The organism is Brevundimonas aurifodinae (assembly GCF_040195595.1).
In the GTDB taxonomy this organism is placed as follows: domain Bacteria; phylum Pseudomonadota; class Alphaproteobacteria; order Caulobacterales; family Caulobacteraceae; genus Brevundimonas; species Brevundimonas aurifodinae.
In genome coordinates, this window is sequence record NZ_JBEGDD010000006.1 from 216,672 (window position 1) to 241,917 (window position 25,246).

Consider the following 25,246-nt stretch of genomic DNA (forward strand, 5'->3'; position numbering starts at 1 on the left):
GGCAAGGGCCGGACTGAATTTTCAGGTGTTCCGACGACGGAGGATCGAATGGCTGAAGTGAACGACCCCGCCCTGTGGCGAGACGCCCTGCCTTGGCCGGGGGCGGAGACGCACAAGCATAACCGGGGACGACTGGGCGTGGTGTCGGGCGGTCCCCTGAACACCGGGGCGGCGCGTCTGGCCGCGCGGGCCGGGCTGCGGGTCGGTGCGGGGCTGGTCAAGGTGCTGTGCCCGCCGGATGCGGCCCCCATTGTTGCCAGCGCGCTGGAAGCCGTGATGGTCGAGGCGTTCGCTTCGCCGGACGGGTTGGAAACCCTGGCCGAGGCGATGGATGCCGTCGTCATCGGTCCCGCCGCCGGACTGAACGAGGCGACGGTGCAGAACCTGGCGGCCCTGGCCCGCACCGGAGCGGTCCTGGTGGTCGATGCCGACGCCCTCACGATCTTCAAGGGCCGGGGCGTGGATCTGTTCGCCAGCCTGGACCGCGACGACGTCCTGACGCCGCACGAAGGCGAGTTCGAACGGGTGTTTCCGGGTCTGCTGGCCCAGGGTCGAGAAGCGGCCGCGCGGGAAGCCGCGACGCGGGCGGGCTGTCATGTCGTGTTGAAGGGCGCCGAGACGGTGATCGCTGCGCCGGACGGTCGGTCGCGGGTCAACGGGAACGGTTCGCCGTGGCTGGCCACGGCCGGCAGCGGAGATGTGCTGGCCGGTCTGATCGGCGGCCTGGTGGCCCAAGGCATGGCCAGCTTCGAGGCCGCCAGCGTCGCCGTCTGGATACACGGCGCGGCGGCCGAAGCCTTCGGCCCCGGGCTGATCGCCGAGGACCTGCCCGACCTGATCCCCGCCGTCCTGCGCGGCCTGCGACCCTAGGCCACCTCGGCCAGGGCCTCCTCGGCCTGCATCCATGCGGCTTCAGCGGCGTCGAGGTCTGATTGCGACTTCGCGCGGGCGCGGGTCAGGCCCTCCAGCGCCTTGGGGTTGGACACGGCGGCGTTGGCCAGGTCGTCATCGATGCGGGCGATCTCGGCGGTGAGGGCAGCGACACGTTCCTCGGCTTTCCTGGCCGCATGGCGCAGGGTCGAGGGCGAGGGTCCGCCCTTCTTGCGTTCGTTCTTGGCGGCTGTGTGGGTCGGGGCGGCCTGGGGGGCCTCGGCCTTGATCTGGCTGGGCTTGACCGCGGCCTGTTTGGCGCGCTCCAGAACGAAGCGTGCATAGTCGTCCATGTCGCCGTCATAGGGCCGCACCGTGCCGTCTGCCGCCAGCCACAGGCGGTCGGCGACCAGTTCCATCAGCGACCGGTCGTGGGTGATGAGAATGACCGCGCCGGAATAGTCGTTCAGCGCGTCCAGCAGGGCCCGGCGGCTGTCGATGTCCAGGTGGTTGGTCGGTTCGTCCAGGATCAGGACGTGGGGCGCCTCCATGGCCACCATGTTCAGCAGCAGGCGGGCGCGCTCGCCGCCGGACAGGGCCTCGACCTTGGTCTCCTGTTTTTCGTAGCTGAGACCGAACTGGGCCAGCTTGGAGCGGCGGGCGCTCTCGGGCGCGTCCGGCATGGCGCGGCGGATGATCTCCAGCGGCGTGTCGGTCGGGTCCATGGCCTCGATCTGATGCTGGTGGAACCAGCCGACGCGCATCTTCTTGTCGCGATGCAGCTCGCCCTCGGACACGTTCAGGGCCCCGGCGATCATCTTGGCGAAGGTCGACTTGCCCGCGCCGTTGACGCCCAGAAGGCCGATGCGGTCGTCCAGATCCATGCGCAGGTTCAGATTGCGCAGGATCGGCTTGCCGGTCTCATAACCGACATTCGCCCGCTCCAGCCGGATCAGGGGCGGCGCCAGCGGGCGGGGCGGCGAGGGCAGGGTGAAGGGCGCGACGCGTTCCTCGATCGTGGTCGAGACCGGCTGCATCTTGGCCAGACGCTTCATGCGGCTCTGCGCCTGGGCGGCCTTGGAGGCCTTGGCCTTGAACCGGTCGACGAAGGCCTGGAGGTGGGCGCGCTCGGCGTCCTGCTTGGCCTTGGCCGACAGTTGCAGCCGGGCCTTCTCGGCGCGGGCCTGTTCGAACTGGTCGTAGTTGCCGGTGTAGATCTCCAGCTTGCGGTTCGCGAGATGCAGGATGTGGGTGCAGACCTCGTTCAGCATTTCGCGGTCGTGGGAGATGATCAGGGCGGTCGCGGGGTATTTCTTCAGCCGCGCCTCGAGCCAGAGAGCGCCTTCCAGGTCGAGGTAGTTGGTCGGTTCGTCCAGCAGCAGCATGTCGGGCTGGGCGAACAGGGCGGCGGCGAGGGCGACGCGCATGCGCCAGCCTCCCGAATAGTGCGACATCGGCCGCTGCTGGTCCTCGTGGTTGAAGCCCAGGCCCGCCAGGATCTCGGCCGCGCGGCTGGGGGCGCCGTCGGCGTCGATCTCGATCAGCCGGGCCCAGATCTCGCCCATCTCCTCGGGCTCCGCTGTCTCGAGGCGGCCCAGCAGGTCGTGACGCTCGGTGTCGGCCTCAAGGATGGTTTCCAGCACGCTGACCGGCGTGGCCGGGTGTTCCTGATCGACCGAGCCGATGCGGGCGGTCTTGGGCAGACTGACCTCATCGCCGTTGCCGGCCAGTTCGCCCAGGATGATCTTGAACAGGGTCGACTTGCCGATGCCATTGCGGCCCACAAGCCCGACCTTGGCGCCGGGCGGCAGGCTGACTGAGGCGTCGTCCAGAAACTGGCGACCCCAGGCGTTGAACGTCAGGTTGGTGATCTGGAGCATAGAAGGGTCAGACTGCGGGTTGGCGCGGGGGAGGGGCGTCGCTATAAGCCCGCGACCTTCAATCTCCCAAACAAGAAGTCACATCATGGCCGAACGTACCTTCTCGATCCTCAAGCCCGACGCCACGCGCCGCAACCTGACCGGCGCGATCAACGCCGTCATCGAGGGCGCGGGTCTGCGCATCGTCGCCCAGCGCCGGGTCAAGCTGAGCGAGGCCCAGGCCAAGAAGTTCTACGAAGTCCACGCCGAGCGCCCGTTCTACGGCGAACTGGTCGGCCAGATGACGGCCGAGCCTGTCGTGGTCCAGGTGCTGGAAGGCGACAACGCCGTGGCCAAGTACCGCGAAGTCATGGGCGCGACGAACCCGGAACAGGCCGCCGAAGGCACGATCCGCAAATCGTTCGCCCTGTCGATCGGCGAGAACTCGGTCCACGGTTCGGACTCGCCGGAGAACGCCCGGATCGAGATCGCCCAGTTCTTCACCGACGACCAGATCGTCGGCTAAGGCGGACAGGCTAAGCCCACGCTCAAGCAGCGAGGCTCCGCGAGCCGAGCGCCAGCGTCCAAGACAAGGGGCCCCGGATCGATCCGGGGCCCCTTATCCTTACGGCCTGAACCGGTCGATGCAGAAGCGCGCCAAAGCCTCAGGGTAGAGCGCGTGCTCGGCCGCGAGCACGCGCTGAGACAGGCTGGTGGGCGTGTCATCCTTGAGCACTGACACCTGTGCCTGGGCCAGGATCGGACCCTCGTCCACACCCTCGGTGACAAGGTGGACGGTGCAACCCGCCACGGAATCCCCGGCGGCCAGGGCGCGCGCGTGGGTGTCGAGGCCAGGATACCTCGGCAGCAGGCTGGGGTGGATGTTCACCAACCGATCCGCCCAGCGACCGACCAACCAGGGCGTCAGCAGCCGCATATAGCCGGCGAGGGCGACGATCTGGGTCTCCGCTGCCGCCAGTTGGGCCTGGACGAGGGCTTCATGGCCGGCCCGGTCCTTGCCGAAGGGTCGATGGTCAATCGCTACGGCCGCCACCCCCTTCGCCCGCGCGATCGCGAGACCGCCGGCGTCGGGATCGTTGGAGACGACCAGAACCACCTCATACGGCGCGTCCGGCCGCTGCCCGGCATCGATCAGGGCGGCCATGTTGGAGCCGGCGCCGGAAATCAGGACGGCCACGCGAACGCGGCCACGCGTGTCGTTCATCGTCAGTTGGCGGGTGCCGGGTCGCCGACCGAGACGAAGGCCCCCGCCGGGCCCGGGAAGACGACCGGGCTCTCGTAGCCGGCTTCCGACACGGCCGAGACGCCGAAGAAGTAGTCGTCGATGGGGATGCCGGCGAGCACCAGGCTGGTGGCGTTCCCGGCCCACCGGCTGTGGGTCCATTGCGGTGCCGTGGTGGAGCGCCACCAGACGCGGTAGCCCGCTGCGCCCGGAGCGGCGGTCCAGGTGAGCGTCGTGTCCGGTCGCACAGCCCCGGCGATCGTCACGCCCGACGGCACCATGGGCGCATTGGCCAGGGCCGCCATCGTCGCGATGTTCAGGCGGGCGACCTGGCCGAGGTATTCGAAGTCCATCTCGTCGATGGTGTCGCCATAGACCACGCCGTTCTCGGTCCGCAGATCCTGGTGCTGGTGATCGTAGTTCTCGGCTCCCTCCGAGATTCGAACGGCCGGGAAGCCGGCGCGCAGCATCTCGACCTGGTCACCGCCCCGGCCGAAACGGTCCGTACGATAGATCATGTCCACGTCGAAGTTGGTCAGATAGCGATCGGCGATGCCGTCGACGTAGCGCGCGAGATTGCGCGAGGAGCTGTCGACCTCGCCGCCGTTGTAGCGACGCCGGTCGGCTTGGGCGGTCGTTTCGACCGTCTTGGTGCCTTCAGAGAAGACGCGGACGCGGGTGGTGTCGCGAACACCGGACTGACCCTGGGAGTTGCCGACGATGTCGTTGTTCAGATTGGCCTCGACGACCCAGCCCTGGGCCTTGGCGTAGTCGGCCAGGATGCGGCCGCCGAACAGGCCCTGCTCCTCGCCCGACAGTACGGCGTAGACGAGAGTCGCGTCGAACCGGTGCTTCGAAAGCACCCGCGCCGCTTCCAGCACGGCGGCGACGCCCGAGGCGTCGTCGTTGGCGCCCGGCGCGTCGGAGGTGAAATCCATGACGTCGGAAACGCGGCTGTCGATATGGCCGGAGATGACGATGACGCGGTTAGGATCGCCGGTGCCGCGCTGGATGGCCACGACGTTGACGACCTCGACAGGCTCCGGGATGCGCGGACCCGTCACCATATCTGCAGGGAGGGCGATCTCGAGACAGTCGCCGCACTCGCTGGAGATTCGCCGGAACTCGCGCTCGGTCCATCGCCGCGCGGCACCGATGCCCCGCGTCTCGGACCGGGTCTCGGACATGGTGTGGCGCGTGCCGAAGCCGACCAGGGCCGTAACGTCGGCCAGCAGTCGATCCGGCGACACTTCGCCCACCACCTCATGCAGCAGCGGCTGTTCGACCGCCGCAGGGGTCTGGGCCAGGGCGGAGGCCGGCAGGGCGGCGAGAAGGGCGGCGAGGGCGATGAGGCGCATGCGAGACTCCGACGAAGCGGCCGGGACTTTGGAGCGGGGCCCCGCCGACTTCAACCCCGCCTCGGAGTCACAGGTAGAGCCGATCCACGCGCGGCCTGATCGAGGTCAAAAGTTCGTAGGAGATGGTGCCGGCCGCAGTGGCCGCGTCGTCCAGCAGCCGGTTGGCCCCGAACAACTCGATCCGGTCCCCGACGGCGACGTCCGCGCCAGTGACGTCCACGGCGATGACGTCCATGGAGACCCGCCCCAGAATCGGGCGCGGGGCACCGGCCGCCCAGACTTGCCCAACCTGGCTCTGGCTGCGCAGGACGCCATCCGCATAGCCCGCGCCGCAGGTGGCGATCCGGCGGGGCCTGTCCGCGACGAAGCCCCGGGAGTATCCGACGCTTTCGCCCGCTGGAACGTCGCGCAACTGGAGCACCTCGGCCGTCAGGGTCGCGACGGGCTTCAGGCGCGGATCGGGACGGCCTTCCGGCCCCCCGCCATAGAGACAGATGCCCGGTCGGACCGCGTCGAAGGCGAAATCGGCCCCCAGGAAACATCCGCCCGAGTTGGCGAACGACTTCAACGCGGCGGGATACCGTGCTGCGACGGCGGCGAAGGCATCGCGTTGACGGCGGTTCATGGGCTCGACGGGCGCATCGGCGCAGGCGAGGTGGCTCATCACCAGGTCGAGGCCGTCGAAGGCCTCGGGCGCGGCCTCGGGCCGGAAGCCGAGGCGGTTCATACCGGTGTCGATCTGCAGCCCGCAGGCTCCGCCCCCGGACCCGAACCAGGCGCGGAGTTGGTCGTAATGGTTCAGGACCGGCCGCAACGACGCCTCGCGTAGCGCCGCCGCCGCGTCGCCGACGCAGCCGTCCAGCACATAGATGGTCGGCACCGGTCCCAGGGCCGCCCGCAACGCTTCGCCCTCCGCCCGCCGAGCGACGAAGAAGGCCCGCGCGCCTTCCGCCAACAACCGCGTCGCGACGGCAACGGCGCCGAGCCCATAGCCGTCGGCCTTGACGACCGGATGCACAGGAACGCCGGTCACGGCTTCCAGCGCATGGAAGTTGTGCGAAAGCGCGTTCAGATCGACGGTCAACAGGGCCGGGGCAGTCATGGCCGCCTTATGCCGCAAGATCGTTGCGGGAACAGGCGAAATCTGGATCCCGCGCGGGTCGGGCTCGCCTTGACTTGGGCGGCGCGGCGGACGACCTACGCGCCTCGCTTCCTCGAAGGTCCGCCAACTCATGTCCGTCAAGGTCCGTTTCGCTCCGTCGCCCACTGGCAAGCTGCACGTCGGCAATGTGCGCACCGCCCTGGTGAACTGGCTGTTCGCGAAAGGGCAGGGCGGTCAGTTCGTGCTGCGGATCGACGACACCGACCTCGCCCGGTCGACGCTGGAGTATGAGCGCGGGATCGAGGAAGACCTGACCTGGCTGGGCCTGGTCTGGGACGAGCGGCACAACCAGTCCAAGCGTTTCGACCGCTATCACGAGGCCGCCGACCGCCTGAAGGCGGCGGGGCGGCTGTATCCCGCCTATGAGACCGCCGAGGAGCTGGACCGTCGGCGCAAGGTGCAGCTGTCGCGCGGCCTGCCGCCCATCTACGACCGCGCGGCGCTGGATCTGACCGCCGCCGACAAGGCCGCGCTGGAAGCCGAGGGCCGCAAGCCGCACTGGCGCTTCAAGCTGGACGGGCGCCGGGTCGCCTGGGAGGACCTGTCGCGGGGCCACGCCGAGGTCGACACGGCCTCCATGTCCGATCCGGTGCTGATACGCGAGGACGGGCTCTACCTCTACACCCTGCCGTCGGTGGTGGACGACCTGGACATGGGGATCACCCACGTCATCCGGGGCGAGGATCACACGACCAACACCGGGGCCCAGATCGAGATCTTCGAGGCCCTGATCGCGGCGGGCATGGGGAGCGAGGTCCCGCGCTTCGCCCACATGCCGCTGCTGGTCGGGGCGGACGGCGCGGCCCTGTCCAAGCGGTTGGGCTCGCTGTCGGTCGCCGAGATGCGCGAGCAGGGCTATGAGCCTCTGGCCATCACCAGCCATCTGGGGCGGATCGGCACATCGGACGCGCTGGAGGTGGGCGAAAGCCTGGAGGCGCTGGGCCGGGGCTTCAGCTTCGACAAGATGGGCCGCTCGCCCGCCCGCTACGACACCGAGGACCTGGATCGCCTGAACGCCCAGGCCCTGCACGCCATGCCCTATGACCGGGCGCAGCCGCGGCTGGCGGCGCTGGACTGCGATCTGGGCGAGACCGTGTGGAACACCCTGCGGCCGAACCTGGCCCGGTTCGACGACATCCAGGCGCTGACGCGGCTGGTTCGGGGTCCGGTCAGTCCTGTCGTCGAGGATCCGGCCTTCGCCGCCGCCGCGCTGGAGGTCTTGCCGGAGACGATCGACGACGGCGTCTGGGCGATCTGGACAGAGGCGGTCAAGGCCAGGACCGGGGCCAAGGGCAAGGCGTTGTTCATGCCGTTGCGCCACATCCTGACGGGACAGGAGCGCGGACCGGACATGGCGTCGCTGGTGCCCCTGATCGGCCGCGACCGGATCGTCCAGCGGCTGCGCGGCGAGACGGCCTGAGGAGGGCGGCGCACCGCCTCCCGTCAGAGGGGTCAGGCGTTGCAGGCCGCGATCTGTTCGGCGCTGAGGGCCGTTCCGCGCCAGGTGAATTCGGTCACAGTACCCAGGCGGGCGACCACGCGACGACAGGCGCGCGTCGCGGGCTGGTTCGCCCCACCGGTCGCCGTGCAGGCGGTGCCTTCACAGCGCCAGCTGGCACCATCGACGATGACGGGGCGGCCGGGCGCGCTGGCGGCGTCCGCGAGGACGAGGCGGGTGCCGCTTGGAGTCTGGGCGACCGCAGGCGCGGCGAGGGCAAGACAAAGCGCGGTGAGGGCGAGGATCGAGCGCATGGCAGTAGCTCCGGGTTCAGGGCCTTCGAAAGCCCGGCCCCCATAGTGCGTATCGTTTAAAAACTGTCAAGGCGAGTTTTTAAACGAGATGCAGTCGAGCCGCCGAGTGACCGACGATTACTTATCGCCGATCATGTTGCAAGGCCCGTCGTGTCTCCGGCGCGTCGATCGCCATCATCGCCGCCTCCACGGTGTCGCAAACCAACCATGCGTCGAGGAATGACGGCGGCGTGAAGCCGGTCTCCACGCTGTGGCGCATCAACCCGAAAAAGGTCTCCCAGAAGCCGTTGATGTTGAGGAAGATCACCGGTTTGCCGTGCAGGTCCAGCCGTTTCCAGCTCAGCAGTTCAACCACTTCCTCAAGCGTCCCGATCCCGCCCGGCGCGACGACGAAGGCGTCGGACTGGTCATACATGATCTGCTTGCGCTCGTGCATGGAGGTGACGACCAGGGTCTCCACCTCGTCGAAAAGCCGCTCGCGGCTGCGCAGGAACTCCGGCATGACGCCCAGCACCCGGCCTCCGGCCTCGTGGGCCGCGCGCGCCGAGGCCCCCATGAGGCCGACGCCGCCTCCACCATAGACCAGCCGCCACCCCGCCCGTGCCGCCGCCGCTCCGAAGTCAGCCGCAGCCTGGACATACACCGGATCGGCGGCGTCGGACGATCCGCAGAACAGACAGACGGAGCGGCCGTCGAAGGGCGCGATGGCGGGATTGGCTGGCGACATGAAACCTCTGCGAGAAAGGGGGACAGCCGACGACGGCCGCGCTATCTCCGACGGGGGTCATACAGACACGGCAAGCACGATGAAACGATCGATCGTCCTCCTGATAACGGCGGGCCTCTCCGTCGCCGCCTGCGGCGATGACGCGCCGGGTCCGGCGGCGTCGAACGCCGAGAAGGCGTGGGTGACCCCACCGGTTATCGAGACGGCCGAAATTCAGGGATCGTCTCTCGTGATCGGCGGCGCGGCGTCTCCCTCTGGGCGCATCGTGCTGGTCGCCCCGGGTGGCCGGGTCTTCGCAGCGGCGGCGGATAATCGTGGGCGCTTCAGCCTGGTGACGCCGAAGCCCGCCGCCGATACCTTGTTCACCGCCGAGGTGCAGGTCGGCCAGGCCCGATATCCAGCACCCGGCCGGCTTCTGGTGTCCGCCGGGCCGGGAGGTCCGATCGCCTTCGTCAGCGCCGGCGCGCCGACGCGTCGCTTCGATCCGGCTCCGGTGCTGGACGCCGTGGACAGTGACGGACGCGCAACGTTCCTGAGCGGCCGGGGACGTGCGTCGGCGGTCGTGACCGTTACGGCGGGTGTTCAGCGACCCATCGAGGTCGGAGCGGACGGTCGCTGGAGCGCGGCCCCAGCCGGACTGCCCTCTGTGGTCGTCGTCGATGGCCAGTCCTTCGTTCCCAGCATCGGCGCGGAGGGCGAGGACGGCCTGAGCGCCACGCCGGGCGGCTGGCGTCTGATCTGGACAGCGCCCGGTGGGGCGCGCCAGGCGACGTGGTTTCCAGCGGGACAGGCTGAAACCTCTCCTTAACCAAATCGGATCACCCACGAAGCCGTTCTCTTTGAGGACACCCACCACCAATCCACCTTCGCCCGATGCTCGCATCGGGCTTTTCTTTGCCAGTCGCGTCGGGCTAAGCCGCCCTGATGAGCGAGACGGAAATTCTGACACGCATCGACGGCCGGGTCGGTCGGATCACCCTGAACCGACCCAGGGCACTTCATGCGCTGAACCTCGCGATGTGCGAGGCCACGACCCACGCCCTGCTGGCGTGGCGCGACGATCCGGCCGTGGTCTCGATCCTGATCGATCATGCAGGTGAGCGGGGCTTTTGCGCGGGCGGCGACATCCGGATGATCGCCGAGAGCGGCGCGACCGACGGTGTCGAAGCCAGGGCCTTCTTCCTCGCCGAATACCGCCTCAACCATTTGATGTTCACCTACCCCAAGCCGATCACGGCCATCGTCGACGGGGTCGTCATGGGAGGCGGCGTCGGCATGTCGGAGCCCGCCGCCGTCCGCATCGCGACCGAGCGCACGACCTACGCCATGCCCGAGACCGGCATCGGCCTGTTCCCCGATGTCGGCGGCGGATGGTTCCTGCCGCGCCTGCCGGGCGAGACGGGGACCTGGCTGGCCCTGACCGGGGCACGGCTGAAGGCGGCAGACACGGTGGCGCTGGGGATTCACAGCCATTTCGTCCCGAGCGAAACGCTGTCGGATGTGATCGACGCGGTCATTCGCGCGCCGGAGCGACCGGATGTCGCGGCGCAAAAGGAAGCGGTCGAGCCCGCGCCGTCGCCCATCGCGCCTCATCGCCCGGCGATCGACCGGCTGTTCGCTTTCGACACTGTGGAGGCGATCTTCGAAGCCTTGGAGGCGGACGGAACCGAGTGGGCCCTGGCGCAACGGGCGATCCTGACGACCAAGTCGCCCCAGTCACTGAAGGTCACGCTGCGCCAGCTTCGGGCCGGGCGCAAGATGTCCGATTTCGCCGAGGTGATGGCCATGGAGTATCGGCTGGGCGGCCGCGTGGTGCGGACCCACGACTTCCAGGAGGGGGTCCGGGCTGTGATCGTCGATAAGGACAATGCGCCGCAGTGGTCGCCCGCGACGCTGAACGGCGTGTCCGACGCCGATCTCGACGCCCTGTTCGCGCCGTTGCCGGTTGGCGAGGAGTGGACGCCGCTGGATTGAGGCTTGCGTCCCGGTCCGATCGCGAGCGTAGCTGACGGCCAGCCGAGGAGAGACCATGTTCAAGCACCAGTTCGTCGCCGCCGCCCTTCTGACCGCCCTGTCGGCCTGCGCGCGGATGAACGCCGACGCTCCGCCGGCCGTCGTTTCGGTCGAGACCCTGATCGCGGCGGCGGTGGCCGACCCGCGTCGTCCCGCCGACGAGGTGGCCCGCGACGACCTGCGCAAGCCCGTCGCGATGCTGGCTTTCGGCGGTATCCGACCCGGCGCGCGCGTCGCCGACATCCGTCCGGAAGAGGGTTACTTCACCCGTCTGTTCGCGCCGGTGGTGGGCGAGACCGGTCGGGTCTATGCCTTCGTTCCCACCCGCACCGCGCCGCGCGAGACCCCGTTCGCGGAGGCTCTGGCGGCCGCCTATCCGAATGTCGTGCCTCTTTCCGGGCCGCTGGACTCAATGCGTTTTCCTGAGCCCCTGGACGCCGTCTTCATGGTCCAGGAGTACCACGACTTCCACATCCCGGCCTTCGACACCGACGTGAACCTGATGAACCGGGCGGTGTTCGAGGCGCTCAAGCCGGGTGGCCTCTATGTCGTGATCGATCACGCTGGCCGGGCGGGTACCGACGCGAACGAGGTCCAGACCCTGCACCGCATCGACGGGGATTTCCTCAGGGCCGAGGTCGAGGCCGCCGGCTTCGTTTTCGACGGCCAGAGCGATGCGCTCCGAAACCCGGCCGACGATCGTACCATCAATGTCTTCGACCCCGCCATCCGGGGGCGGACGGATCAGTTCGTCTATCGCTTCAGAAAGCCGCTTTAGGTTTCCGTCGTCTCGTACATCAGCATCGACGCCCCGCCGGACGCGAAGTTGGCAACGTCTGCGGCGGCCGCCTGACCCTCCGGGCTGGCGAAGGCGGCGCCGATGTCGGCCAGGCTGTCGAAATGCAGGATGGCGATCAGGTGGACGTCGGACGGTCCCTCGGGCGTCATGACCGGTCCCGCGCTCGTCTCGAAGCGGCGCAGACCGGGGATATTGCGCGCCAGGGGCGCGTGGATGTCGTGGTAGTGCCGGTCGAAGGCGGCGGTGTCGGACGGCGTGCGATAGGTGACGACGAGCTGGGCGGCCATGGACGTTTCTCCGGGTTGCGTCACCGCTAGCATGAATTCGGCGACAGGGTCGCGGTCGAGTCTGACCGGGGGCGTGAGGCGGCGTAAAGTGTCAGCGCGCCGCTGGGGCGCTCGAGGAGGTTTCGATGCGCGTCGCGTTCAACCGGTCCCTGATTCTCGCCGCTTCGGCGGCCATGCTGCTCTCGACCGCGGCTTTCGCGCCTCCGGTTCAGGACACGGGCAGCTACGCCGCCGTTCTGGCCGACACCGACCGGCCCGAGGCGGACCGGGCGCGGGACGGGTCAAGAAAGACCGCCGAGATCCTGGCCTTCGCCGAAGTCGCGCCGGGCCAGACGGTCGGCGACATGATCATCGGCGGGGGGTATTTCACCCGTGTTTTCGCCAGCGCCGTCGGTGAGGACGGCGAGGTCATCGCCTGGCAGCCGGCCGAGTTCATCGCCTTTCAGGCGAGCTACGGCGAGAGCCTGACGACGGTGGACGAAGAAAACGAGAACGTCTCCGCCATTCGCTCACCCATCGGCGCGCCCGCGTTTCCGCAAGCTCTGGACCTGGTGTTCACGGCCCAAAATTATCACGACCTGCACCTGGCACCGTTCCCGGCCGACACGGCGGCAAAGGTCAACGCGGCCGTGTTCGCGGCGCTGAAGCCGGGCGGCCTTTATGTCATCGTCGATCACGCGGCGACCTCGGGCGCGGGGCTGGGCGTGGCCGACACGCTGCACCGGATCGACATCGCCGATGTGCGGCGCGAGGTCGAGGCGGCCGGGTTCGTGCTGGAAGCGGAAAGCGGCATTCTGCTGGACCCGGCGGACCCGCTGACGACCAACGTCTTCGACCCGGCCATCCGTGGCCGCACCAGCCAGTTCGTGCTTAAGTTCAGGAAGCCCGCCTGACGGGTCTGGCGGCAGCGCAGGCCAAAGGCTAACCGGAGCGCAACCAGAAACGCACTCGGGAGACGCCGTGATGACCGCCAGAAAGATCGCCTTCATCGGCCTGGGCAACATGGGCGGGGGTATGGCCGCCAATCAGGCCGGCGCGGGGCACGTCGTGTCGGCCTTCGACCTGTCGCAGGCCGCGCTGGATCGGGCGCGGGCTGCGGGATGTTCCCCTGTCGCCTCGGTCGCCGAGGCCGTGAAGGACGTCGACGTCGTGATCACCATGCTGCCCGCCGGGCCGCATGTGCATCAGGTCTATTCCGAGCAGATCATCGGTGCCGCGCCGTCGTCCGCGCTCTTGCTCGACTGCTCGACCATCGATGTGGAGACCGCGAGAAAGGTCGCGGGTCTGGCCAAGGCCGCGGGCTATGCCTTCGCCGACGCGCCGGTGTCGGGCGGAACGATGGCGGCCGACGCCGGAACCCTGGCCTTCATGGTCGGATGCGACGAGGCGGACTTCGCGCGCATCGAAACCGCGCTGGAGCCGATGAGCCGGGCGACCTTCCGCGCGGGCGACCACGGAGCGGGGCAGGCGGCCAAGATTTGCAACAACATGATCCTCGGCATCACCATGCTGGGGACTTGTGAAGCCATCGCCCTGGCGGAGAAGCTGGGACTGGACCCGGTGAAGTTCTTCGATATCGCATCGAAGTCGTCGGGGCAGAGTTGGTCGGTGACGACCTATTATCCGTGGCCCGGCCCCGTGCCGACCGCGCCGTCGAACCGAAATTATGACGGCGGGTTCGCGACGGCGATGATGCTGAAGGACCTGAAGCTGGCGCAGGACGCGGCCGCCAGGGCGGGCGCCGCCACGCCGCTCGGCGCTCAATCAGAGGCGCTGTTCCAGTTGTTCGATCGTCTGGGCTACGGCGGCCGCGACTTCTCCGGCATCCTGCAGATGCTGCGAGGTCGGCTGGATGATCTTCCCAAGACCTAGATGAGAACCGTTATCGATTAAGGGCTTGCGACCTTTTTACCTTGCCCGGCGAGTGGACTTTGAGGTGTCATCGAGGCATCACCGCGCCGTTTCCGGTCGCCAGAGAGCCGCAGCCTTGTTCGACTACACCGCCGCATTCCAGTCCGCCGTCGACCAAGTGAAGGGCGAGGGGCGCTATCGCGTCTTCGCCGACCTGAAACGGGTCCGTGGCCGGTTTCCCAGGGCGGTGCGTCGCCTCTCGGACGGCTCCGAACAGGACTGCGTGATCTGGTGCTCCAACGACTATCTCGGCATGGGCCAGAACCCGGTCGTGCTGGAGGCCATGCAGGCCGAACTTGACGCCGTGGGCGCCGGCGCCGGTGGCACGCGCAACATCAGCGGCACGACGCGGTCGGCGGTCGATCTGGAAGCCGAGCTCGCCTCCTGGCACCAGAAGGAAGCCAGCCTGCTCTTCACCTCGGGCTATGTGGCCAATGAGGCGACGCTGACGACGCTGCAGCGCATCCTGCCGGGGCTGATCATCTTCTCGGACAGCCTGAACCATGCCTCGATGATCGCGGGCATCCGCAACGGCGGCTGCGAGCGGCACGTCTTCCTGCACAACGACCTGGCGCACCTCGAGTCGCTGCTGGCTGCCGCCCCCGCCGACGCGCCCAAGCTGATCGCCTTCGAGAGCGTCTATTCGATGGACGGCGACATCGCCGACCTGAAGGGCACGATCGCTCTGGCCCGCAAGTATGGGGCGATGACCTACCTCGACGAGGTTCACGCCGTGGGTCTCTACGGCGCGACCGGCGCGGGCGTGGCCGAGCGGGACGGGGTCCTGGACGGCATCGACATCGTCGAATGCACGCTCGGCAAAGCCATCGGCGTCATGGGCGGCTACATCGCCGCCGACGCGGTGATCGTGGACGCGGTCCGCAGCTGGGCCTCGGGCTTCATTTTCACGACGTCGCTGCCGCCGGCCCTGACGGCGGGGGCCCTGGCCTCGGTCCGGCACCTGAAGACCCACCCGGAACTTCGCGACGCGCACCAGGAGCGGGCCGAGACGCTGAAGCGCCGCTTCGCCGAGGCGGGTATCCCGGTCATGCCGTCCGAGAGCCACATCGTGCCGGTGTTCGTCGGCGACCCGGTGCACACCAAGATGATCTCGGACATGCTGCTGGAAGACCACGGCATCTATGTCCAGCCGATCAACTATCCGACCGTGCCCAAGGGGACCGAGCGCCTGCGGTTCACGCCGTCTCCAGATCATGACGACGGCATGATGGATGCCTTGGTCACGGCTATGGACAAGCTGTGGACCCACTGCAACGTGGCGCGGATGCCGGTCGCGGCCTGATGCCCGACGATCTCGGCGAGGTCATCGTCGAGGCGACCCGGAACGGGACGTATCTCAAGGTCACGGCCGTCCATGTGGCCACGGGGATCGAGGCCTCGGCGGTTGGTCCGGCGATGGAGCCGAAGGCCGTCGAAAGACTGGCCATAGCCAAGCTCAGGCGTCTGATCGCCACGTCCTGACACAAGATGTTGTGGCACCGACCGCGCGGGACTAGATAGAGCGTCTCCATTCTCGACAGCCCGGACGCCGCCCGTGACCGCTCATTTCATCCACGACGCCTATTTCTCGCGCGGCCTGGACCAGGCTGACCCCGACGTCGCCGCCGCTATCAAGGGCGAGTTGCATCGCCAGCAGGAACAGATCGAGCTGATCGCGTCCGAGAACATCGTCTCACGGGCGGTGCTGGAAGCGCAGGGGTCGGTCCTGACCAACAAATACGCCGAAGGCTATCCGGGCCGGCGCTACTACGGTGGCTGCGAGTTCGTGGACGTCACCGAGGATCTGGCGCGCGAGCGGGCCAAACAGCTGTTCGGCGCGGCCTTCGCCAACGTGCAGCCGCACTCCGGCGCCCAGGCGAACCAGGCGGTGTTCTTCGCCCTGCTGCAGCCTGGCGACACCTTCCTGGGCATGGACCTGGCGGCGGGCGGGCATTTGACGCACGGCAGCCCGGCGAACCAGTCGGGCAAGTGGTTCCGGCCGGTCACCTACAAGGTCCGCGAGGACGATCACCTGATCGACTACGACCATGTCGCCGAGATGGCGCAAAAAGAGAAACCCAAGCTGATCGTGGCGGGTGCCAGCGCCTACAGCCGCCACATCGACTTCAAGCGCTTCCGCGAGATCGCCGACAGCGTCGGGGCCTATCTGATGGTCGACATGGCCCACTATGCGGGCCTGGTCGCGGGCGGCGTCTATCCGAACCCCGTCCCGCACGCCCATGTCGTGACGACGACGACGCACAAGACGCTGCGTGGCCCGCGCGGCGGCCTTATCCTGTCCGATGACCTGGATCTGGGCAAGAAGATCAACTCGGCGGTGTTCCCGGGCCTTCAGGGTGGCCCGCTGGAGCACGTCATCGCCGCCAAGGCGGTGGCCTTCGGCGAGGCGCTGAAGCCGGAGTTCAAGGCCTATGCGGGCCAGGTGGTGAAGAACGCCCAGGCCCTGGCCGCTGTGCTGGTCGAGCGCGGCCTGGCCATCGTGTCGGGCGGCACCGACAGCCACCTGATGCTGGTCGACCTGCGGCCCAAGGGCGTGACCGGCAAGGCGACGGAGCTCCAGCTCGAGCACGCCCTGATGACCTGCAACAAGAACGGCGTGCCGTTCGACACCGCGCCCTTCACCGTCACCTCGGGCGTGCGGCTTGGGACCCCGGCGGGCACCACGCGGGGCTTCGGCGTCGCCGAGTTCCAGCAGGTCGGACACTGGATCGCCGACGTGGTCTCCTCGATGAACGGCGGGGACGAGGCCGATCCGGCCGTGGTCGCCGAGGTCTCGGCCAAGGTGCGCGAACTGACCGCGCGCTTCCCGATTTACGGATAGGTCGCTGAATGAAGTGCCCCTTCTGCGGCAACGCGGACAGCCAGGTGAAGGACAGCCGCCCGTCGGACGACGGCGCGGCCATCCGTCGTCGCCGATCCTGTCCCAACTGCGGCGGGCGCTTCACCACCTTCGAACGGGTCCAGTTGCGCGAACTGGTGATCCTGAAGCGGAACGGGCGGCGCACGCCGTTCGATCGCGACAAGCTGGAGCGGTCGCTGGCCATCGCCCTGCGCAAGCGTCCGATCCAGCCCGAACAGGTCGAGCAGATGGTGTCGCGGATCGTGCGCCAGCTCGAGAGCCTGGGCGAGACCGAGATCCCGTCCAGCGTCGTCGGCGACTTCATCATGAAGGCGCTGAAGGGCGTCGATGAGGTGGCCTATGTCCGCTACGCCTCGGTTTACAAGGACTTCAGGGCGACCGGCGACTTCGCTCGCTTTCTGGGCGACGAGGGGCTGGACGACGATCCGGGGGCGTCGCGCGGCTGATGCGGATCACCTGGAAGGTCGCGACGTCGCTGGACGGTCGCATCGGCACGTCCACGGGCGAGAGCCAGTGGATCACCGGCCCTGAGGCTCGCGCCCAGGGCCACCGCCTGCGCGCCGCCCATGACGCTGTTCTGGTCGGCGTCGAGACCGTGCTGGCCGACGATCCCCGCCTGACGGTCCGTTTGGCCGCGGAACCGGAGCTGGAGGCCAAACAGCCCTTGCGTGTCGTCCTGGACAGCAGGCTCCGAACGCCGTCCTTCGCCCGGATCGCCACAGCAAGCACGCTGATACTGACCACCCGCGATCCGATGCCGATCGGCGAGGCCGAGGTCGCGCGGGTCGCCGGTGACGGCAACAACCGCCCCGCCTTGGAGGCGGTGCTCGAGACGCTCGTCTCGCGGGGCGTGAAGAGCCTGATGATCGAAGGTGGAGGGCGGGTCGCGGCCTGCTTCGTGTCCGCCGGCCTGGTCGATGCCATCGAGTGGTTTCGCGCGCCGATCCTTCTGGGGGGCGACGGTCGTCCCGGCGTGGCGGCCCTGAATCTGGCCCGCCTGGCCCATGCACCGCAGTATCGGCGTCTTGCGGTCGAGGCCTTGGGTGACGACCTGTGGGAACGCTACGAAAGGCGTTCCTGATGTTTCTCTTCGTCCTGTCCGAAAATCGGCGTCCACTGTTCGGGACGGCGAGCTGATGTTCACCGGCATCATCACCGACATCGGCCGCGTTCGCTCGGTCGTCGAGACGGCGCGCGACCGGCGCTATGAGATCGAGACCGCGTGGGACACCGCTGGGATCGACCTTGGGGCGTCCATCAGTCACTCGGGTGTCTGCCTGACCGTGGTCGAGAAGACCCCGGGCTCGTTCGCGGTGGAGGTGTCCGGCGAAACCCTGTCGAAGACGACACTGGGCGCCTGGGCGGCGGGGACGAAAATCAATCTTGAGCGCGCGACCCGGGCTGGGGATGAATTGGGCGGGCACATCGTGTCCGGCCACGTCGACGGCTTGGGAACCGTGGTCGAGATTACGCCCGACGGCGGGTCGCACCGGCTGACGATTGAGGCACCCCCGCCGCTGCACCGGTTCATCGCCACGAAGGGCTCGATCACGGTCGACGGCGTGTCCCTGACCGTCAACAGCGTCGACAGTCGTCGCTTTGGTTTGAACATCATCCCCCACACCTGGCGGGCGACGACGCTCGGCGACCTCACGGTCGGCGACACGGTCAATCTGGAGATCGACATGCTGGCCAGATACCTCGCCCGGTGGCAGGAGACCGCGTGATGCGCAGTTTCTCTGAGGCCATTGGGGCCGCCACAAACCTCGACAGTCCGATCAGTCCGATCGAGGACATCCTGGAGGATGCCCGCAACGGCCGTCCCTATATCCTGGTCGACGCCGAGGACCGGGAGAACGAGGGCGACGTCATCATTCCGGCCCAGTTCGCCACGCCCGACCAGATCAACTTCATGGCTCGCCACGCGCGCGGCCTGATCTGCCTGGCCATCACCTCGGAGCGGGCACGGGCCCTGCGCCTGCCACCCATGGCCGCCGAGAACCGCACCAGCATGGGCACGGCCTTCACCGTATCGATCGAGGCGCGGGAAGGCGTCACGACGGGCATCAGCGCGGCGGACCGCGCGCGCACGGTTCAGGTCGCGGTTGATCCCCTGAAGGGTGCCGACGACATCGTTTCGCCGGGCCACGTCTTTCCGCTGGTCGCCCGCGACGGCGGGGTGCTGGTTCGCACCGGCCACACCGAGGCGGCCGTCGACATCAGCCGCATGGCTGGTCTGCACCCTGCGGGTGTGATCTGCGAGATCATGAACGACGACGGGACCATGGCCCGCCTTCCGGACCTGGTCGCCTTCGCCCAGTTGCACGGGTTGAAGATCGGAACCATCGCCGACCTGATCGCCTATCGCCGGCGCACCGAGCGGTTCGTCGAGCGGGTGATGAACACGCCGTTCGACAGCGTCCACGGCGGGCCCTTCCGCCTGATGCTGTACCGGAACACCATCGAGGGAGCCGAGCACGTCGCCCTGGTCCACGGCACGATCGAGCCGGGCAAGCCGACCCTGGTGCGCATGCACCAGGTCGATTTCGCCGCCGACCTGCTGGGCCACGTCGAGGCGCGTCAGAGCTATATTCCGTCAGCCCTGCGGACCATCACCGCGCACGATGGGCCGGGCGTCGTCGTCTTCCTGCGCGATCCGGCGCTCCAGGGGCTGGCGGAACGACTGTCGGGGGCGGACAAGCCGATCGCCCTGGACAGATCCCTGCGGAACTACGGCGTGGGCGCGCAGATCCTGCTGGACCTGGGCGTTCGCGACATGATCGTGATGAGCTCCACCCGACCCGAGCCCGCCGCCCTTGAAGGCTATGGGCTGAACATCGTCGGTTGGCGCACCATGGACGGAGAAGTCCCATCCTGAACGAACCGCCCCGCATCCTCATCGTCGAGGCGCGCTTCTATGACGATCTGGCCGACGCCCTTCTGGAAGGGGCCAAGGACGCCCTGACGGCGCGCGGCGCGGCGTTCGACGTCGTCACCGTGCCAGGGGCGCTGGAGATCCCGCCGGCGATCGCCCTGGCCGACGAGGCGGGCAAGTTTCCGACCGCGCCGCGCTATTCCGGCTTCGTGGCCCTGGGCTGCGTCATCCGGGGCGAGACCTATCATTTCGAGATCGTGTCCGATCAGTCGGCGGCCGGCATCATGGCGTTGGGGACACGCGGCCTGATCATCGGCAACGGCATCCTGACCGTCGAGGACGAGGCTCAGGCCTGGGCCCGGGCGCGTCTGTCCGAGGGCGACAAGGGCGGTGGGGCGGCACGGGCCTGTCTCGATCTGATTGAACTGAAGAAGCGGTTGCGGCTAGGGCTGGGCGGATGACCGATCCGACACCGACCGCGCCCAACTCCATCGCCGCCGTGCTCGAGCAACTCGCCGAGGCGGAAAAGGCGCGGGCCGAGCCCCAGCTGACCAGCCGGCAGCGCCGCGCGCGCACGGTGGCCCGTCTGGCCGCCGTCCAGGCGCTGTATCAGATGGAACTGGCTGGGGAGGGGGTCGAGACGGTCATCTCCGAGTTCGAAAACCACCGCTTCGACGCGCCCATCGAAGGCGTGATGATGGCCGAGGCCGACGAGGACTGGTTCGCCGAGATCGTGCGCGGCGTGGTCACGGGCCAGAAGGACGTGGACACGGCGGTGAAGGCGCGCCTGGCGTCCAACTGGCGCATGGAGCGGCTGGACGCCACGCTGCGTGCCCTGCTGCGCTGTGGGGCGTGGGAGCTGAAGGAGCGGCCCGAGGTCCCGCGCGAGATCGTGATCGACGAATATGTCGAACTGGCCAAGGCCTTCTTCGACGAAGCCGAGGCCAAGTTCGTCAACGCCGCTCTGGACGGCGTCGCCCGCGACGTTCGACCCAAGGCCTGAAGCCATGCCCGCCGTCGACGCCGCCGGCGAGTTCGAGACCATCCAGAAGCTGCTGCGTCCGTTGGCGCACCCGGACTATGCGCGGGGCCTGGCTGACGATGTGGCGGTCCTGCCCTCCCGGCCGGGTTTCGATCTGGTACTGACCAAGGACGCCATCGTCGAAGGCGTGCACTTCCTGCCGGACGATCCGCTCGACACCGTCGCCCAGAAGCTGCTGCGGGCGAACCTCTCCGATCTGGCGTCCAAGGGGGCGGAGCCGTTCGGCTATCTGCTGGCCTGTCATTGGTCGCCCCGTTGCGGCTGGCCGGAGCGGGAGGCCTTCGCCGAGGGGCTGGCGACGGATCAGGCCGCGTTCGGCGTCCAGCTGCTGGGCGGAGACACGGTTCTGACGCCGGGGCCGGCGTCCTTTTCCGCGACTCTGCTGGGCTGGTTGCCCAAGGGCGAGGCGGTCTCGCGGGGTGGAGCGCGTCCGGGGGACGCCGTCTATGTCACCGGCACGATCGGCGATGGCTGGCTGGGGCTTCAGGCGGCGCAGGGGCGGTTGTCGTTGGAGCCGGAACGCGTCGAGGCTCTGGCCGAGAGATACCGGCGACCGGTGCCGCGCGTGGTCTTCGGACGGGCGGTCCGCGGTCTGGTCACCGCGATGATGGATGTGTCGGACGGCCTGGTCGGCGATCTGGGCCATGTTGCGCGCGCCAGCGGAGCCGCCATCACGCTTGATCTGGAGTTGACGCCGCGATCGGCCGCGGCACAGGCGTGGTTGGAGAGCCGAACCGATCCGGAGGCGGCGCTGGAGAGGCTGGTCACCGGCGGTGACGACTATGAGCTGGTCCTGACGGTGTCGCCCAGGGACGAGGCCGCGGTGAAGCGCGAGGCCGATCGGCTACATCTGCGGCTGACCCGGATCGGCGAGGTCCAGGCCGGGGCCGGCGTTTCCGCGCGCTACCTTGGCCAGGCGCTGACCCTGTCGCGGACAGGCTGGACGCACGACTGAGGGCTGCCGGAAACGGAATCCTAAGCGATCTCCGTCACGCTCGGCCCATGAAACGCAGAGACCTGATCGCCTTCGGAACCCTGGCCGTCGCCGGCGCGGCCGCGTCTGCGGCCAGCGCAGCCGGACCTACAGAGTCGGCCCCCACCGCCAATCCGTCGTTGAACATCGCCGGGGTCGGCCTGCCGATCATCGCGGACGGACGCATCCGCAACTATGTCTTCGTGACGGTCCGCCTGACGCTCGGCACCGGCCAGACGCCCGAGATGCTGCGGGCCAGGGAGCCTTACTTCCGCGATGCCCTGGTCCGGCAGGCGCATCGGACGCCCTTCGTGCTGGCCGACGACTGGACGCGGGTCGATTCGACCGCGATCGCCGCCTGGCTGATGCGGGCCGCGCCCGCGATCGCCGGGCCGGGTTCGATCTCCGCGGCCGAAGTGGCTTTGCAGACGCCGCGCAGACGCACCGGCGTTCGCCGGGCCTGAAAAGCCCGTCGTTCCTGAAAATGGCCGTTGCGCCCCCTGCGCGCATTTGGCACGGTTCCGCCGCAATTCCCGCGGGACGCACTCAGGCGTCCGGACTGCGCACGGGGGGACCGGAAGGCGGAAAGAGGCGATAAACGCCCGCCGCGCCAAGGGTCCGCGCGCCTAATGCTTTAGGGTTGGAAACGCCAAAATGACGAATGTTCTGTGGCTAGTGATAGCCGCCGGCGCGCTGGGGGTCCTGTACGGGCTCATCCAGACCGCCAGTCTGATGAAGGCCGAGACCGGCAACGACAAGATGCGCGAGATCGCGGCCGCGATCCAGGAAGGGGCCTCGGCCTATCTGAAGCGCCAGTATACCACCATCGGCATGGTCGGGGTGGTCATCCTGATCGCCGCCTGGCTGCTGATCGGACCCTATGCCGCGATCGGCTTCGTGATCGGCGCGGTGCTTTCGGGCCTGGCCGGGTTCGCCGGTATGCTGATCTCGGTGCGCGCCAACGTCCGGACCGCCCACGCCGCCTCGCAGAGCCTGGCCAAGGGTCTGGATCTGGCGTTCCGCTCGGGCGCCATCACCGGCATGTTCGTGGCGGGTGGCGCGCTTCTGGGCGTCGCGGGCTACTACGGCGTGCTGACCGAGGTGCTGGGGCTGGAGAGCACCGGCCGCGAGGTCATCGACGGTCTGGTGGCGTTGGGCTTCGGCGCGTCGCTGATATCCATCTTCGCGCGCTTGGGCGGCGGCATCTTCACCAAGGGCGCCGACGTGGGCGGTGACATGGTGGGCAAGGTCGAGGCCGGTATTCCCGAGGACGATCCCCGCAACGCCGCGACCATCGCCGACAATGTGGGCGACAACGTCGGCGACTGCGCCGGCATGGCCGCCGACCTGTTCGAGACCTATGCGGTGACCACGGTCGCCACCATGGTGCTGGCCGCGATCTTCTTCCGCGACCAGCCCTACGTCGAGACGATGATGCTGCTGCCGCTGGCGATCTGCGGCATCTGCGTGGTGACCTCGATCATCGGCTCGTTCTTCGTGCGTCTGGGCAAGTCCAACAACATCATGGGGGCCCTGTATCAGGGCCTGATCGTCACAGGCGTGCTGTCGGTCGGGGCGGTCTGGTGGGTCATCACGACCATGGTCACCGGTCCGGTCGTGACGACCAGCGGTCTGCAGATCGAGCCCATGGCCCTGTTCTGGTCCGGCCTCGTGGGCCTTTTGGTCACCGCGGCCATCGTGGTGATCACCGAATACTACACCGGCTCCAACTTCCGGCCCGTGCGGTCGGTGGCCAACGCCTCGGTGTCGGGTCACGGCACCAATGTGATCCAGGGTCTGGCCGTGTCGCTGGAGTCGACCGCGCTTCCGGCGCTGGTGATCATCGTCGGCATCGTGGCCAGCTTCCAGCTGGCAGGCCTGTTCGGCATCGCCATCGCCACCACGACCATGCTGGGCGTGGCGGGGATGATCGTGGCGCTGGACGCCTTCGGTCCCGTGACCGACAACGCCGGCGGCATCGCCGAAATGGCGGGGCTGCCCAGCGACGTGCGTCATGTGACGGACGCCCTGGACGCGGTTGGCAACACCACCAAGGCCGTGACCAAGGGCTATGCGATCGGTTCGGCGGGCCTCGGCGCGCTGGTGCTGTTCGCGGCCTATACGTCGGACCTGCAGTATTTCGCCGCCAACCCGGCGGACTATCCGTTCTTCGCCAACATGGGCACGGTCGCCTTCGATCTGACCAACCCCTACGTCGTCGTCGGCCTGCTGTTCGGGGGGCTGCTGCCCTTTCTGTTCGGCGGCATGTCGATGATGGCCGTGGGTCGGGCGGCCGAATCGGTCGTGGAAGAGGTTCGTCGTCAGTTCCGCGAGAACCCCGGCATCATGACCTATGAGGTCAAGCCGGAGTACGGCCGGGCCGTCGACATCCTGACCAAGGCGGCGATCCGCGAGATGATCGTGCCGTCCCTTCTGCCGGTGCTGTCGCCGATCGTGCTGTTCGTCGCGATCCTGTTCATCTCGGACAAGGCCAACGCCTTCGCCTCGCTGGGGGCCATGCTGATGGGGGTGATCGTGACCGGCCTGTTCGTGGCCATCTCGATGACCTCGGGCGGCGGGGCTTGGGACAACGCCAAGAAGGTGATCGAGGAGGGCTTCACCGACAAGAACGGCGTCGTCCACGGCAAGGGCTCCGAGGCGCACAAGGCCGCGGTGACCGGCGACACGGTCGGCGATCCCTACAAGGACACGTCCGGCCCGGCGGTGAACCCGATGATCAAGATCACCAACATCGTCGCGCTTCTTCTGCTGGCGGTCTTGGCGAGCGGAAATCTCGGCTAGCCCTCGCGCAGGCCGAAATGAAAGACGCCCCGGAGAGCGATCTCCGGGGCGTTTCTCATTCTCCCCCTTTGGGCGAGGGGGACCACGAAGTGGTAAAGGGGGTCAGCCACGCATGCGGTGTTCGGGGCGTTCCCCCTCCGTCACTTCGCTGCGCCTCGTGCTACCTCCCCCTACGGGAGAGGACTTTAATCCGGGCGGCGCTGGCCGGGGACGTCCTCGTTGGTGCGGGGCAGCTGGCCGCGGCCGACGTTGCCTAGAAGCTGCTCGATAACGGTCAGCTCGCGGCCGCGCGTCGGGGTCTCGCGCTCGTTCATGGCGATCTGCTGGCCGTCTTCCAGTCCAAGGTTGCGCACCTCGGCGACCGTGTCGTCGGCTTCGTTGAAAGTGATGGCGGTGATCGACCGCTGCGACACCTGGGGGCGGTTGTAGGTGTACCGCTCGGTCGTCTGGCTGATGTAGTACCAGATGTTCTCTTCGAAGGTCGACGTGGCCGACGGCGAACCCAGCTGGGCCAGGACGGTGGACTTGGTGTCCTCGCCGACCTTGATCTCGGCGGGAGCGACATCGACGGTCTGGAAACCATGGGTTCCGACGACCGGGGCGCAGGCCGAGGCCAGGGCCGCGACGGCCGAGACGAGGGCCAGACGGGTGACGAGGGTGGTCATGAAATCGGCTGCCTGCGACGAAACAAG

At 68.2% G+C, this 25,246-nt stretch carries 28 protein-coding genes; 20 read left to right on the plus strand and 8 right to left on the minus strand.

All coding sequences use genetic code 11. The features are described 5' to 3' along the window. Positions 1–48: 48 nt before the first annotated feature. Positions 49–870 carry an NAD(P)H-hydrate dehydratase gene (locus tag ABN401_RS09250; RefSeq protein ID WP_349684550.1) on the plus strand — a complete coding sequence of 274 codons (822 nt, stop codon included), beginning with the start codon at positions 49–51 and terminating at the stop codon, positions 868–870. Here ABN401_RS09250 and ABN401_RS09255 read toward each other — a convergent pair. Continuing rightward, positions 867–2,750 (minus strand): ABC-F family ATP-binding cassette domain-containing protein, encoded by a 1,884-nt coding sequence (locus ABN401_RS09255; RefSeq protein WP_349684551.1) that lies wholly within the window; start codon positions 2,748–2,750, stop codon positions 867–869. The two genes, ABN401_RS09250 and ABN401_RS09255, sit on opposite strands and share 4 nt — an antisense overlap. 85 nt (positions 2,751–2,835) lie before the next feature. On the opposite strand from ABN401_RS09255, the gene ndk reads away from it, so the two are divergent. Next, positions 2,836–3,255, plus strand: a complete 420-nt coding sequence (gene ndk, locus ABN401_RS09260) for a nucleoside-diphosphate kinase (protein ID WP_349684552.1) — start codon at positions 2,836–2,838, stop codon at positions 3,253–3,255. A gap of 99 nt (positions 3,256–3,354) precedes the next feature. Here the strand turns inward: ndk and purN are convergent, their stop codons facing one another. The 3 genes from purN to alr all read right to left on the minus strand — a co-directional run bounded on the left by purN (position 3,355) and on the right by alr (position 6,432). Further along, positions 3,355–3,954, minus strand: a complete 600-nt coding sequence (gene purN, locus ABN401_RS09265) for a phosphoribosylglycinamide formyltransferase (RefSeq protein WP_349684553.1) — start codon at positions 3,952–3,954, stop codon at positions 3,355–3,357. Between the two features lie 2 nt (positions 3,955–3,956). Then, positions 3,957–5,330, minus strand: a complete 1,374-nt coding sequence (locus ABN401_RS09270; RefSeq protein ID WP_349684554.1) for a M28 family peptidase — start codon at positions 5,328–5,330, stop codon at positions 3,957–3,959. A 67-nt stretch (positions 5,331–5,397) separates the two neighbouring features. Beyond that, the gene (gene alr, locus ABN401_RS09275; RefSeq protein ID WP_349684555.1) at positions 5,398–6,432 is read right to left on the minus strand and encodes an alanine racemase; all 1,035 of its coding nucleotides are present in this window, start codon (positions 6,430–6,432) and stop codon (positions 5,398–5,400) included. A gap of 130 nt (positions 6,433–6,562) precedes the next feature. On the opposite strand from alr, the gene gltX reads away from it, so the two are divergent. After that, positions 6,563–7,912 carry a glutamate--tRNA ligase gene (gltX, locus tag ABN401_RS09280; RefSeq protein ID WP_349684556.1) on the plus strand — a complete coding sequence of 450 codons (1,350 nt, stop codon included), beginning with the start codon at positions 6,563–6,565 and terminating at the stop codon, positions 7,910–7,912. 32 nt (positions 7,913–7,944) lie between these two features. Here the strand turns inward: gltX and ABN401_RS09285 are convergent, their stop codons facing one another. Continuing rightward, the gene (locus ABN401_RS09285) at positions 7,945–8,244 is read right to left on the minus strand and encodes a DUF8200 family protein (RefSeq protein ID WP_349684557.1); all 300 of its coding nucleotides are present in this window, start codon (positions 8,242–8,244) and stop codon (positions 7,945–7,947) included. Positions 8,245–8,365: 121 nt separating this feature from the next. Continuing rightward, a complete protein-coding gene (locus ABN401_RS09290; RefSeq protein ID WP_349684558.1) occupies positions 8,366–8,971 on the minus strand; it encodes an LOG family protein in 606 nt (201 codons plus the stop codon). A 79-nt stretch (positions 8,972–9,050) separates the two neighbouring features. Here ABN401_RS09290 and ABN401_RS09295 point away from each other — a divergent pair, with 79 nt between their 5' ends. The 3 genes from ABN401_RS09295 (at position 9,051) to ABN401_RS09305 (ending at position 11,762) form a co-directional block, all read left to right on the plus strand. Further along, positions 9,051–9,779 carry a hypothetical protein gene (locus ABN401_RS09295; protein ID WP_349684559.1) on the plus strand — a complete coding sequence of 243 codons (729 nt, stop codon included), beginning with the start codon at positions 9,051–9,053 and terminating at the stop codon, positions 9,777–9,779. 116 nt (positions 9,780–9,895) lie between these two features. Then, entirely contained in the window at positions 9,896–10,945 is a 1,050-nt protein-coding gene (locus ABN401_RS09300; RefSeq protein ID WP_349684560.1) for an enoyl-CoA hydratase/isomerase family protein, read from the plus strand. Positions 10,946–11,000: 55 nt separating this feature from the next. Then, complete coding sequence (locus ABN401_RS09305) at positions 11,001–11,762, plus strand: class I SAM-dependent methyltransferase (protein WP_349684561.1); 762 nt, start codon at positions 11,001–11,003, stop codon at positions 11,760–11,762. Here ABN401_RS09305 and ABN401_RS09310 read toward each other — a convergent pair. Next, on the minus strand, positions 11,759–12,070 hold the full coding sequence (locus ABN401_RS09310; protein ID WP_349684562.1) for an EthD family reductase: 312 nt from the start codon (positions 12,068–12,070) through the stop codon (positions 11,759–11,761). The two genes, ABN401_RS09305 and ABN401_RS09310, sit on opposite strands and share 4 nt — an antisense overlap. 125 nt (positions 12,071–12,195) lie before the next feature. On the opposite strand from ABN401_RS09310, the gene ABN401_RS09315 reads away from it, so the two are divergent. From ABN401_RS09315 to ABN401_RS09380, 14 genes are all read left to right on the plus strand, one after another. Further along, positions 12,196–12,963 (plus strand): class I SAM-dependent methyltransferase, encoded by a 768-nt coding sequence (locus tag ABN401_RS09315; RefSeq protein WP_349684563.1) that lies wholly within the window; start codon positions 12,196–12,198, stop codon positions 12,961–12,963. Positions 12,964–13,033: 70 nt separating this feature from the next. Then, positions 13,034–13,942, plus strand: coding sequence for a 3-hydroxyisobutyrate dehydrogenase (mmsB, locus tag ABN401_RS09320; protein ID WP_349684564.1), 909 nt, complete (start codon positions 13,034–13,036; stop codon positions 13,940–13,942). 115 nt (positions 13,943–14,057) lie between these two features. Then, positions 14,058–15,284 (plus strand): 5-aminolevulinate synthase, encoded by a 1,227-nt coding sequence (gene hemA / locus ABN401_RS09325; protein ID WP_349684565.1) that lies wholly within the window; start codon positions 14,058–14,060, stop codon positions 15,282–15,284. Continuing rightward, a complete protein-coding gene (locus ABN401_RS09330) occupies positions 15,284–15,463 on the plus strand; it encodes a DUF6898 family protein (RefSeq protein WP_349684566.1) in 180 nt (59 codons plus the stop codon). Before hemA ends, ABN401_RS09330 begins: the two co-directional genes overlap by 1 nt. An 88-nt stretch (positions 15,464–15,551) precedes the next feature. Next, a complete protein-coding gene (gene glyA, locus ABN401_RS09335; protein WP_432763544.1) occupies positions 15,552–16,823 on the plus strand; it encodes a serine hydroxymethyltransferase in 1,272 nt (423 codons plus the stop codon). Positions 16,824–16,831: 8 nt separating this feature from the next. Beyond that, a complete protein-coding gene (gene nrdR / locus ABN401_RS09340) occupies positions 16,832–17,308 on the plus strand; it encodes a transcriptional regulator NrdR (RefSeq protein ID WP_029416096.1) in 477 nt (158 codons plus the stop codon). Next, a complete protein-coding gene (locus ABN401_RS09345) occupies positions 17,308–17,943 on the plus strand; it encodes a RibD family protein (protein ID WP_349684567.1) in 636 nt (211 codons plus the stop codon). Before nrdR ends, ABN401_RS09345 begins: the two co-directional genes overlap by 1 nt. Positions 17,944–17,998: 55 nt before the next feature. Next, on the plus strand, positions 17,999–18,589 hold the full coding sequence (locus tag ABN401_RS09350) for a riboflavin synthase (RefSeq protein ID WP_349684568.1): 591 nt from the start codon (positions 17,999–18,001) through the stop codon (positions 18,587–18,589). Then, on the plus strand, positions 18,589–19,740 hold the full coding sequence (gene ribB / locus ABN401_RS09355; protein WP_349684569.1) for a 3,4-dihydroxy-2-butanone-4-phosphate synthase: 1,152 nt from the start codon (positions 18,589–18,591) through the stop codon (positions 19,738–19,740). Before ABN401_RS09350 ends, ribB begins: the two co-directional genes overlap by 1 nt. Beyond that, the gene (gene ribH / locus ABN401_RS09360) at positions 19,737–20,198 is read left to right on the plus strand and encodes a 6,7-dimethyl-8-ribityllumazine synthase (RefSeq protein WP_349684596.1); all 462 of its coding nucleotides are present in this window, start codon (positions 19,737–19,739) and stop codon (positions 20,196–20,198) included. Before ribB ends, ribH begins: the two co-directional genes overlap by 4 nt. Further along, on the plus strand, positions 20,195–20,740 hold the full coding sequence (nusB, locus tag ABN401_RS09365; protein ID WP_349684570.1) for a transcription antitermination factor NusB: 546 nt from the start codon (positions 20,195–20,197) through the stop codon (positions 20,738–20,740). Before ribH ends, nusB begins: the two co-directional genes overlap by 4 nt. Next, positions 20,643–21,734: a thiamine-phosphate kinase gene (gene thiL, locus ABN401_RS09370; protein WP_432763542.1), complete on the plus strand. Its 1,092-nt coding sequence runs from the start codon at positions 20,643–20,645 to the stop codon at positions 21,732–21,734. Before nusB ends, thiL begins: the two co-directional genes overlap by 98 nt. 47 nt (positions 21,735–21,781) lie before the next feature. Next, positions 21,782–22,216 carry a hypothetical protein gene (locus tag ABN401_RS09375; RefSeq protein WP_349684572.1) on the plus strand — a complete coding sequence of 145 codons (435 nt, stop codon included), beginning with the start codon at positions 21,782–21,784 and terminating at the stop codon, positions 22,214–22,216. 190 nt (positions 22,217–22,406) lie between these two features. After that, complete coding sequence (locus ABN401_RS09380) at positions 22,407–24,554, plus strand: sodium-translocating pyrophosphatase (RefSeq protein WP_349684573.1); 2,148 nt, start codon at positions 22,407–22,409, stop codon at positions 24,552–24,554. Positions 24,555–24,739: 185 nt separating this feature from the next. On the opposite strand, the gene ABN401_RS09385 is transcribed toward ABN401_RS09380, so the two are convergent. Continuing rightward, positions 24,740–25,219 (minus strand): outer membrane protein assembly factor BamE, encoded by a 480-nt coding sequence (locus tag ABN401_RS09385; protein WP_349684574.1) that lies wholly within the window; start codon positions 25,217–25,219, stop codon positions 24,740–24,742. Positions 25,220–25,246 lie beyond the last annotated feature (27 nt).

Excerpts from the sequence above, each read along its gene's own strand:
- ABN401_RS09330 (WP_349684566.1), top strand. The coding sequence starts at position 15,284 with ATGCCCGACGATCTCGGCGAGGTCATCGTCGAGGCGACCCGGAACGGG.
- ABN401_RS09290 (WP_349684558.1), bottom strand. The coding sequence starts at position 8,971 with ATGTCGCCAGCCAATCCCGCCATCGCGCCCTTCGACGGCCGCTCCGTC.
- purN (WP_349684553.1), bottom strand. The coding sequence starts at position 3,954 with ATGAACGACACGCGTGGCCGCGTTCGCGTGGCCGTCCTGATTTCCGGC.
- nrdR (WP_029416096.1), top strand. The coding sequence starts at position 16,832 with ATGAAGTGCCCCTTCTGCGGCAACGCGGACAGCCAGGTGAAGGACAGC.
- ABN401_RS09350 (WP_349684568.1), top strand. The coding sequence starts at position 17,999 with ATGTTCACCGGCATCATCACCGACATCGGCCGCGTTCGCTCGGTCGTC.
- ABN401_RS09255 (WP_349684551.1), bottom strand. The coding sequence starts at position 2,750 with ATGCTCCAGATCACCAACCTGACGTTCAACGCCTGGGGTCGCCAGTTT.
- gltX (WP_349684556.1), top strand. The coding sequence starts at position 6,563 with ATGTCCGTCAAGGTCCGTTTCGCTCCGTCGCCCACTGGCAAGCTGCAC.
- ABN401_RS09385 (WP_349684574.1), bottom strand. The coding sequence starts at position 25,219 with ATGACCACCCTCGTCACCCGTCTGGCCCTCGTCTCGGCCGTCGCGGCC.
- ABN401_RS09300 (WP_349684560.1), top strand. The coding sequence starts at position 9,896 with ATGAGCGAGACGGAAATTCTGACACGCATCGACGGCCGGGTCGGTCGG.
- thiL (WP_432763542.1), top strand. The coding sequence starts at position 20,643 with ATGTCGAACTGGCCAAGGCCTTCTTCGACGAAGCCGAGGCCAAGTTCG.
- ABN401_RS09345 (WP_349684567.1), top strand. The coding sequence starts at position 17,308 with ATGCGGATCACCTGGAAGGTCGCGACGTCGCTGGACGGTCGCATCGGC.
- alr (WP_349684555.1), bottom strand. The coding sequence starts at position 6,432 with ATGACTGCCCCGGCCCTGTTGACCGTCGATCTGAACGCGCTTTCGCAC.
- ABN401_RS09270 (WP_349684554.1), bottom strand. The coding sequence starts at position 5,330 with ATGCGCCTCATCGCCCTCGCCGCCCTTCTCGCCGCCCTGCCGGCCTCC.
- ABN401_RS09295 (WP_349684559.1), top strand. The coding sequence starts at position 9,051 with ATGAAACGATCGATCGTCCTCCTGATAACGGCGGGCCTCTCCGTCGCC.
- nusB (WP_349684570.1), top strand. The coding sequence starts at position 20,195 with ATGACCGATCCGACACCGACCGCGCCCAACTCCATCGCCGCCGTGCTC.
- ABN401_RS09250 (WP_349684550.1), top strand. The coding sequence starts at position 49 with ATGGCTGAAGTGAACGACCCCGCCCTGTGGCGAGACGCCCTGCCTTGG.
- mmsB (WP_349684564.1), top strand. The coding sequence starts at position 13,034 with ATGACCGCCAGAAAGATCGCCTTCATCGGCCTGGGCAACATGGGCGGG.
- ABN401_RS09375 (WP_349684572.1), top strand. The coding sequence starts at position 21,782 with ATGAAACGCAGAGACCTGATCGCCTTCGGAACCCTGGCCGTCGCCGGC.
- ABN401_RS09380 (WP_349684573.1), top strand. The coding sequence starts at position 22,407 with ATGACGAATGTTCTGTGGCTAGTGATAGCCGCCGGCGCGCTGGGGGTC.
- ndk (WP_349684552.1), top strand. The coding sequence starts at position 2,836 with ATGGCCGAACGTACCTTCTCGATCCTCAAGCCCGACGCCACGCGCCGC.
- ABN401_RS09285 (WP_349684557.1), bottom strand. The coding sequence starts at position 8,244 with ATGCGCTCGATCCTCGCCCTCACCGCGCTTTGTCTTGCCCTCGCCGCG.
- ABN401_RS09310 (WP_349684562.1), bottom strand. The coding sequence starts at position 12,070 with ATGGCCGCCCAGCTCGTCGTCACCTATCGCACGCCGTCCGACACCGCC.
- ribB (WP_349684569.1), top strand. The coding sequence starts at position 18,589 with ATGCGCAGTTTCTCTGAGGCCATTGGGGCCGCCACAAACCTCGACAGT.
- ABN401_RS09315 (WP_349684563.1), top strand. The coding sequence starts at position 12,196 with ATGCGCGTCGCGTTCAACCGGTCCCTGATTCTCGCCGCTTCGGCGGCC.
- ABN401_RS09305 (WP_349684561.1), top strand. The coding sequence starts at position 11,001 with ATGTTCAAGCACCAGTTCGTCGCCGCCGCCCTTCTGACCGCCCTGTCG.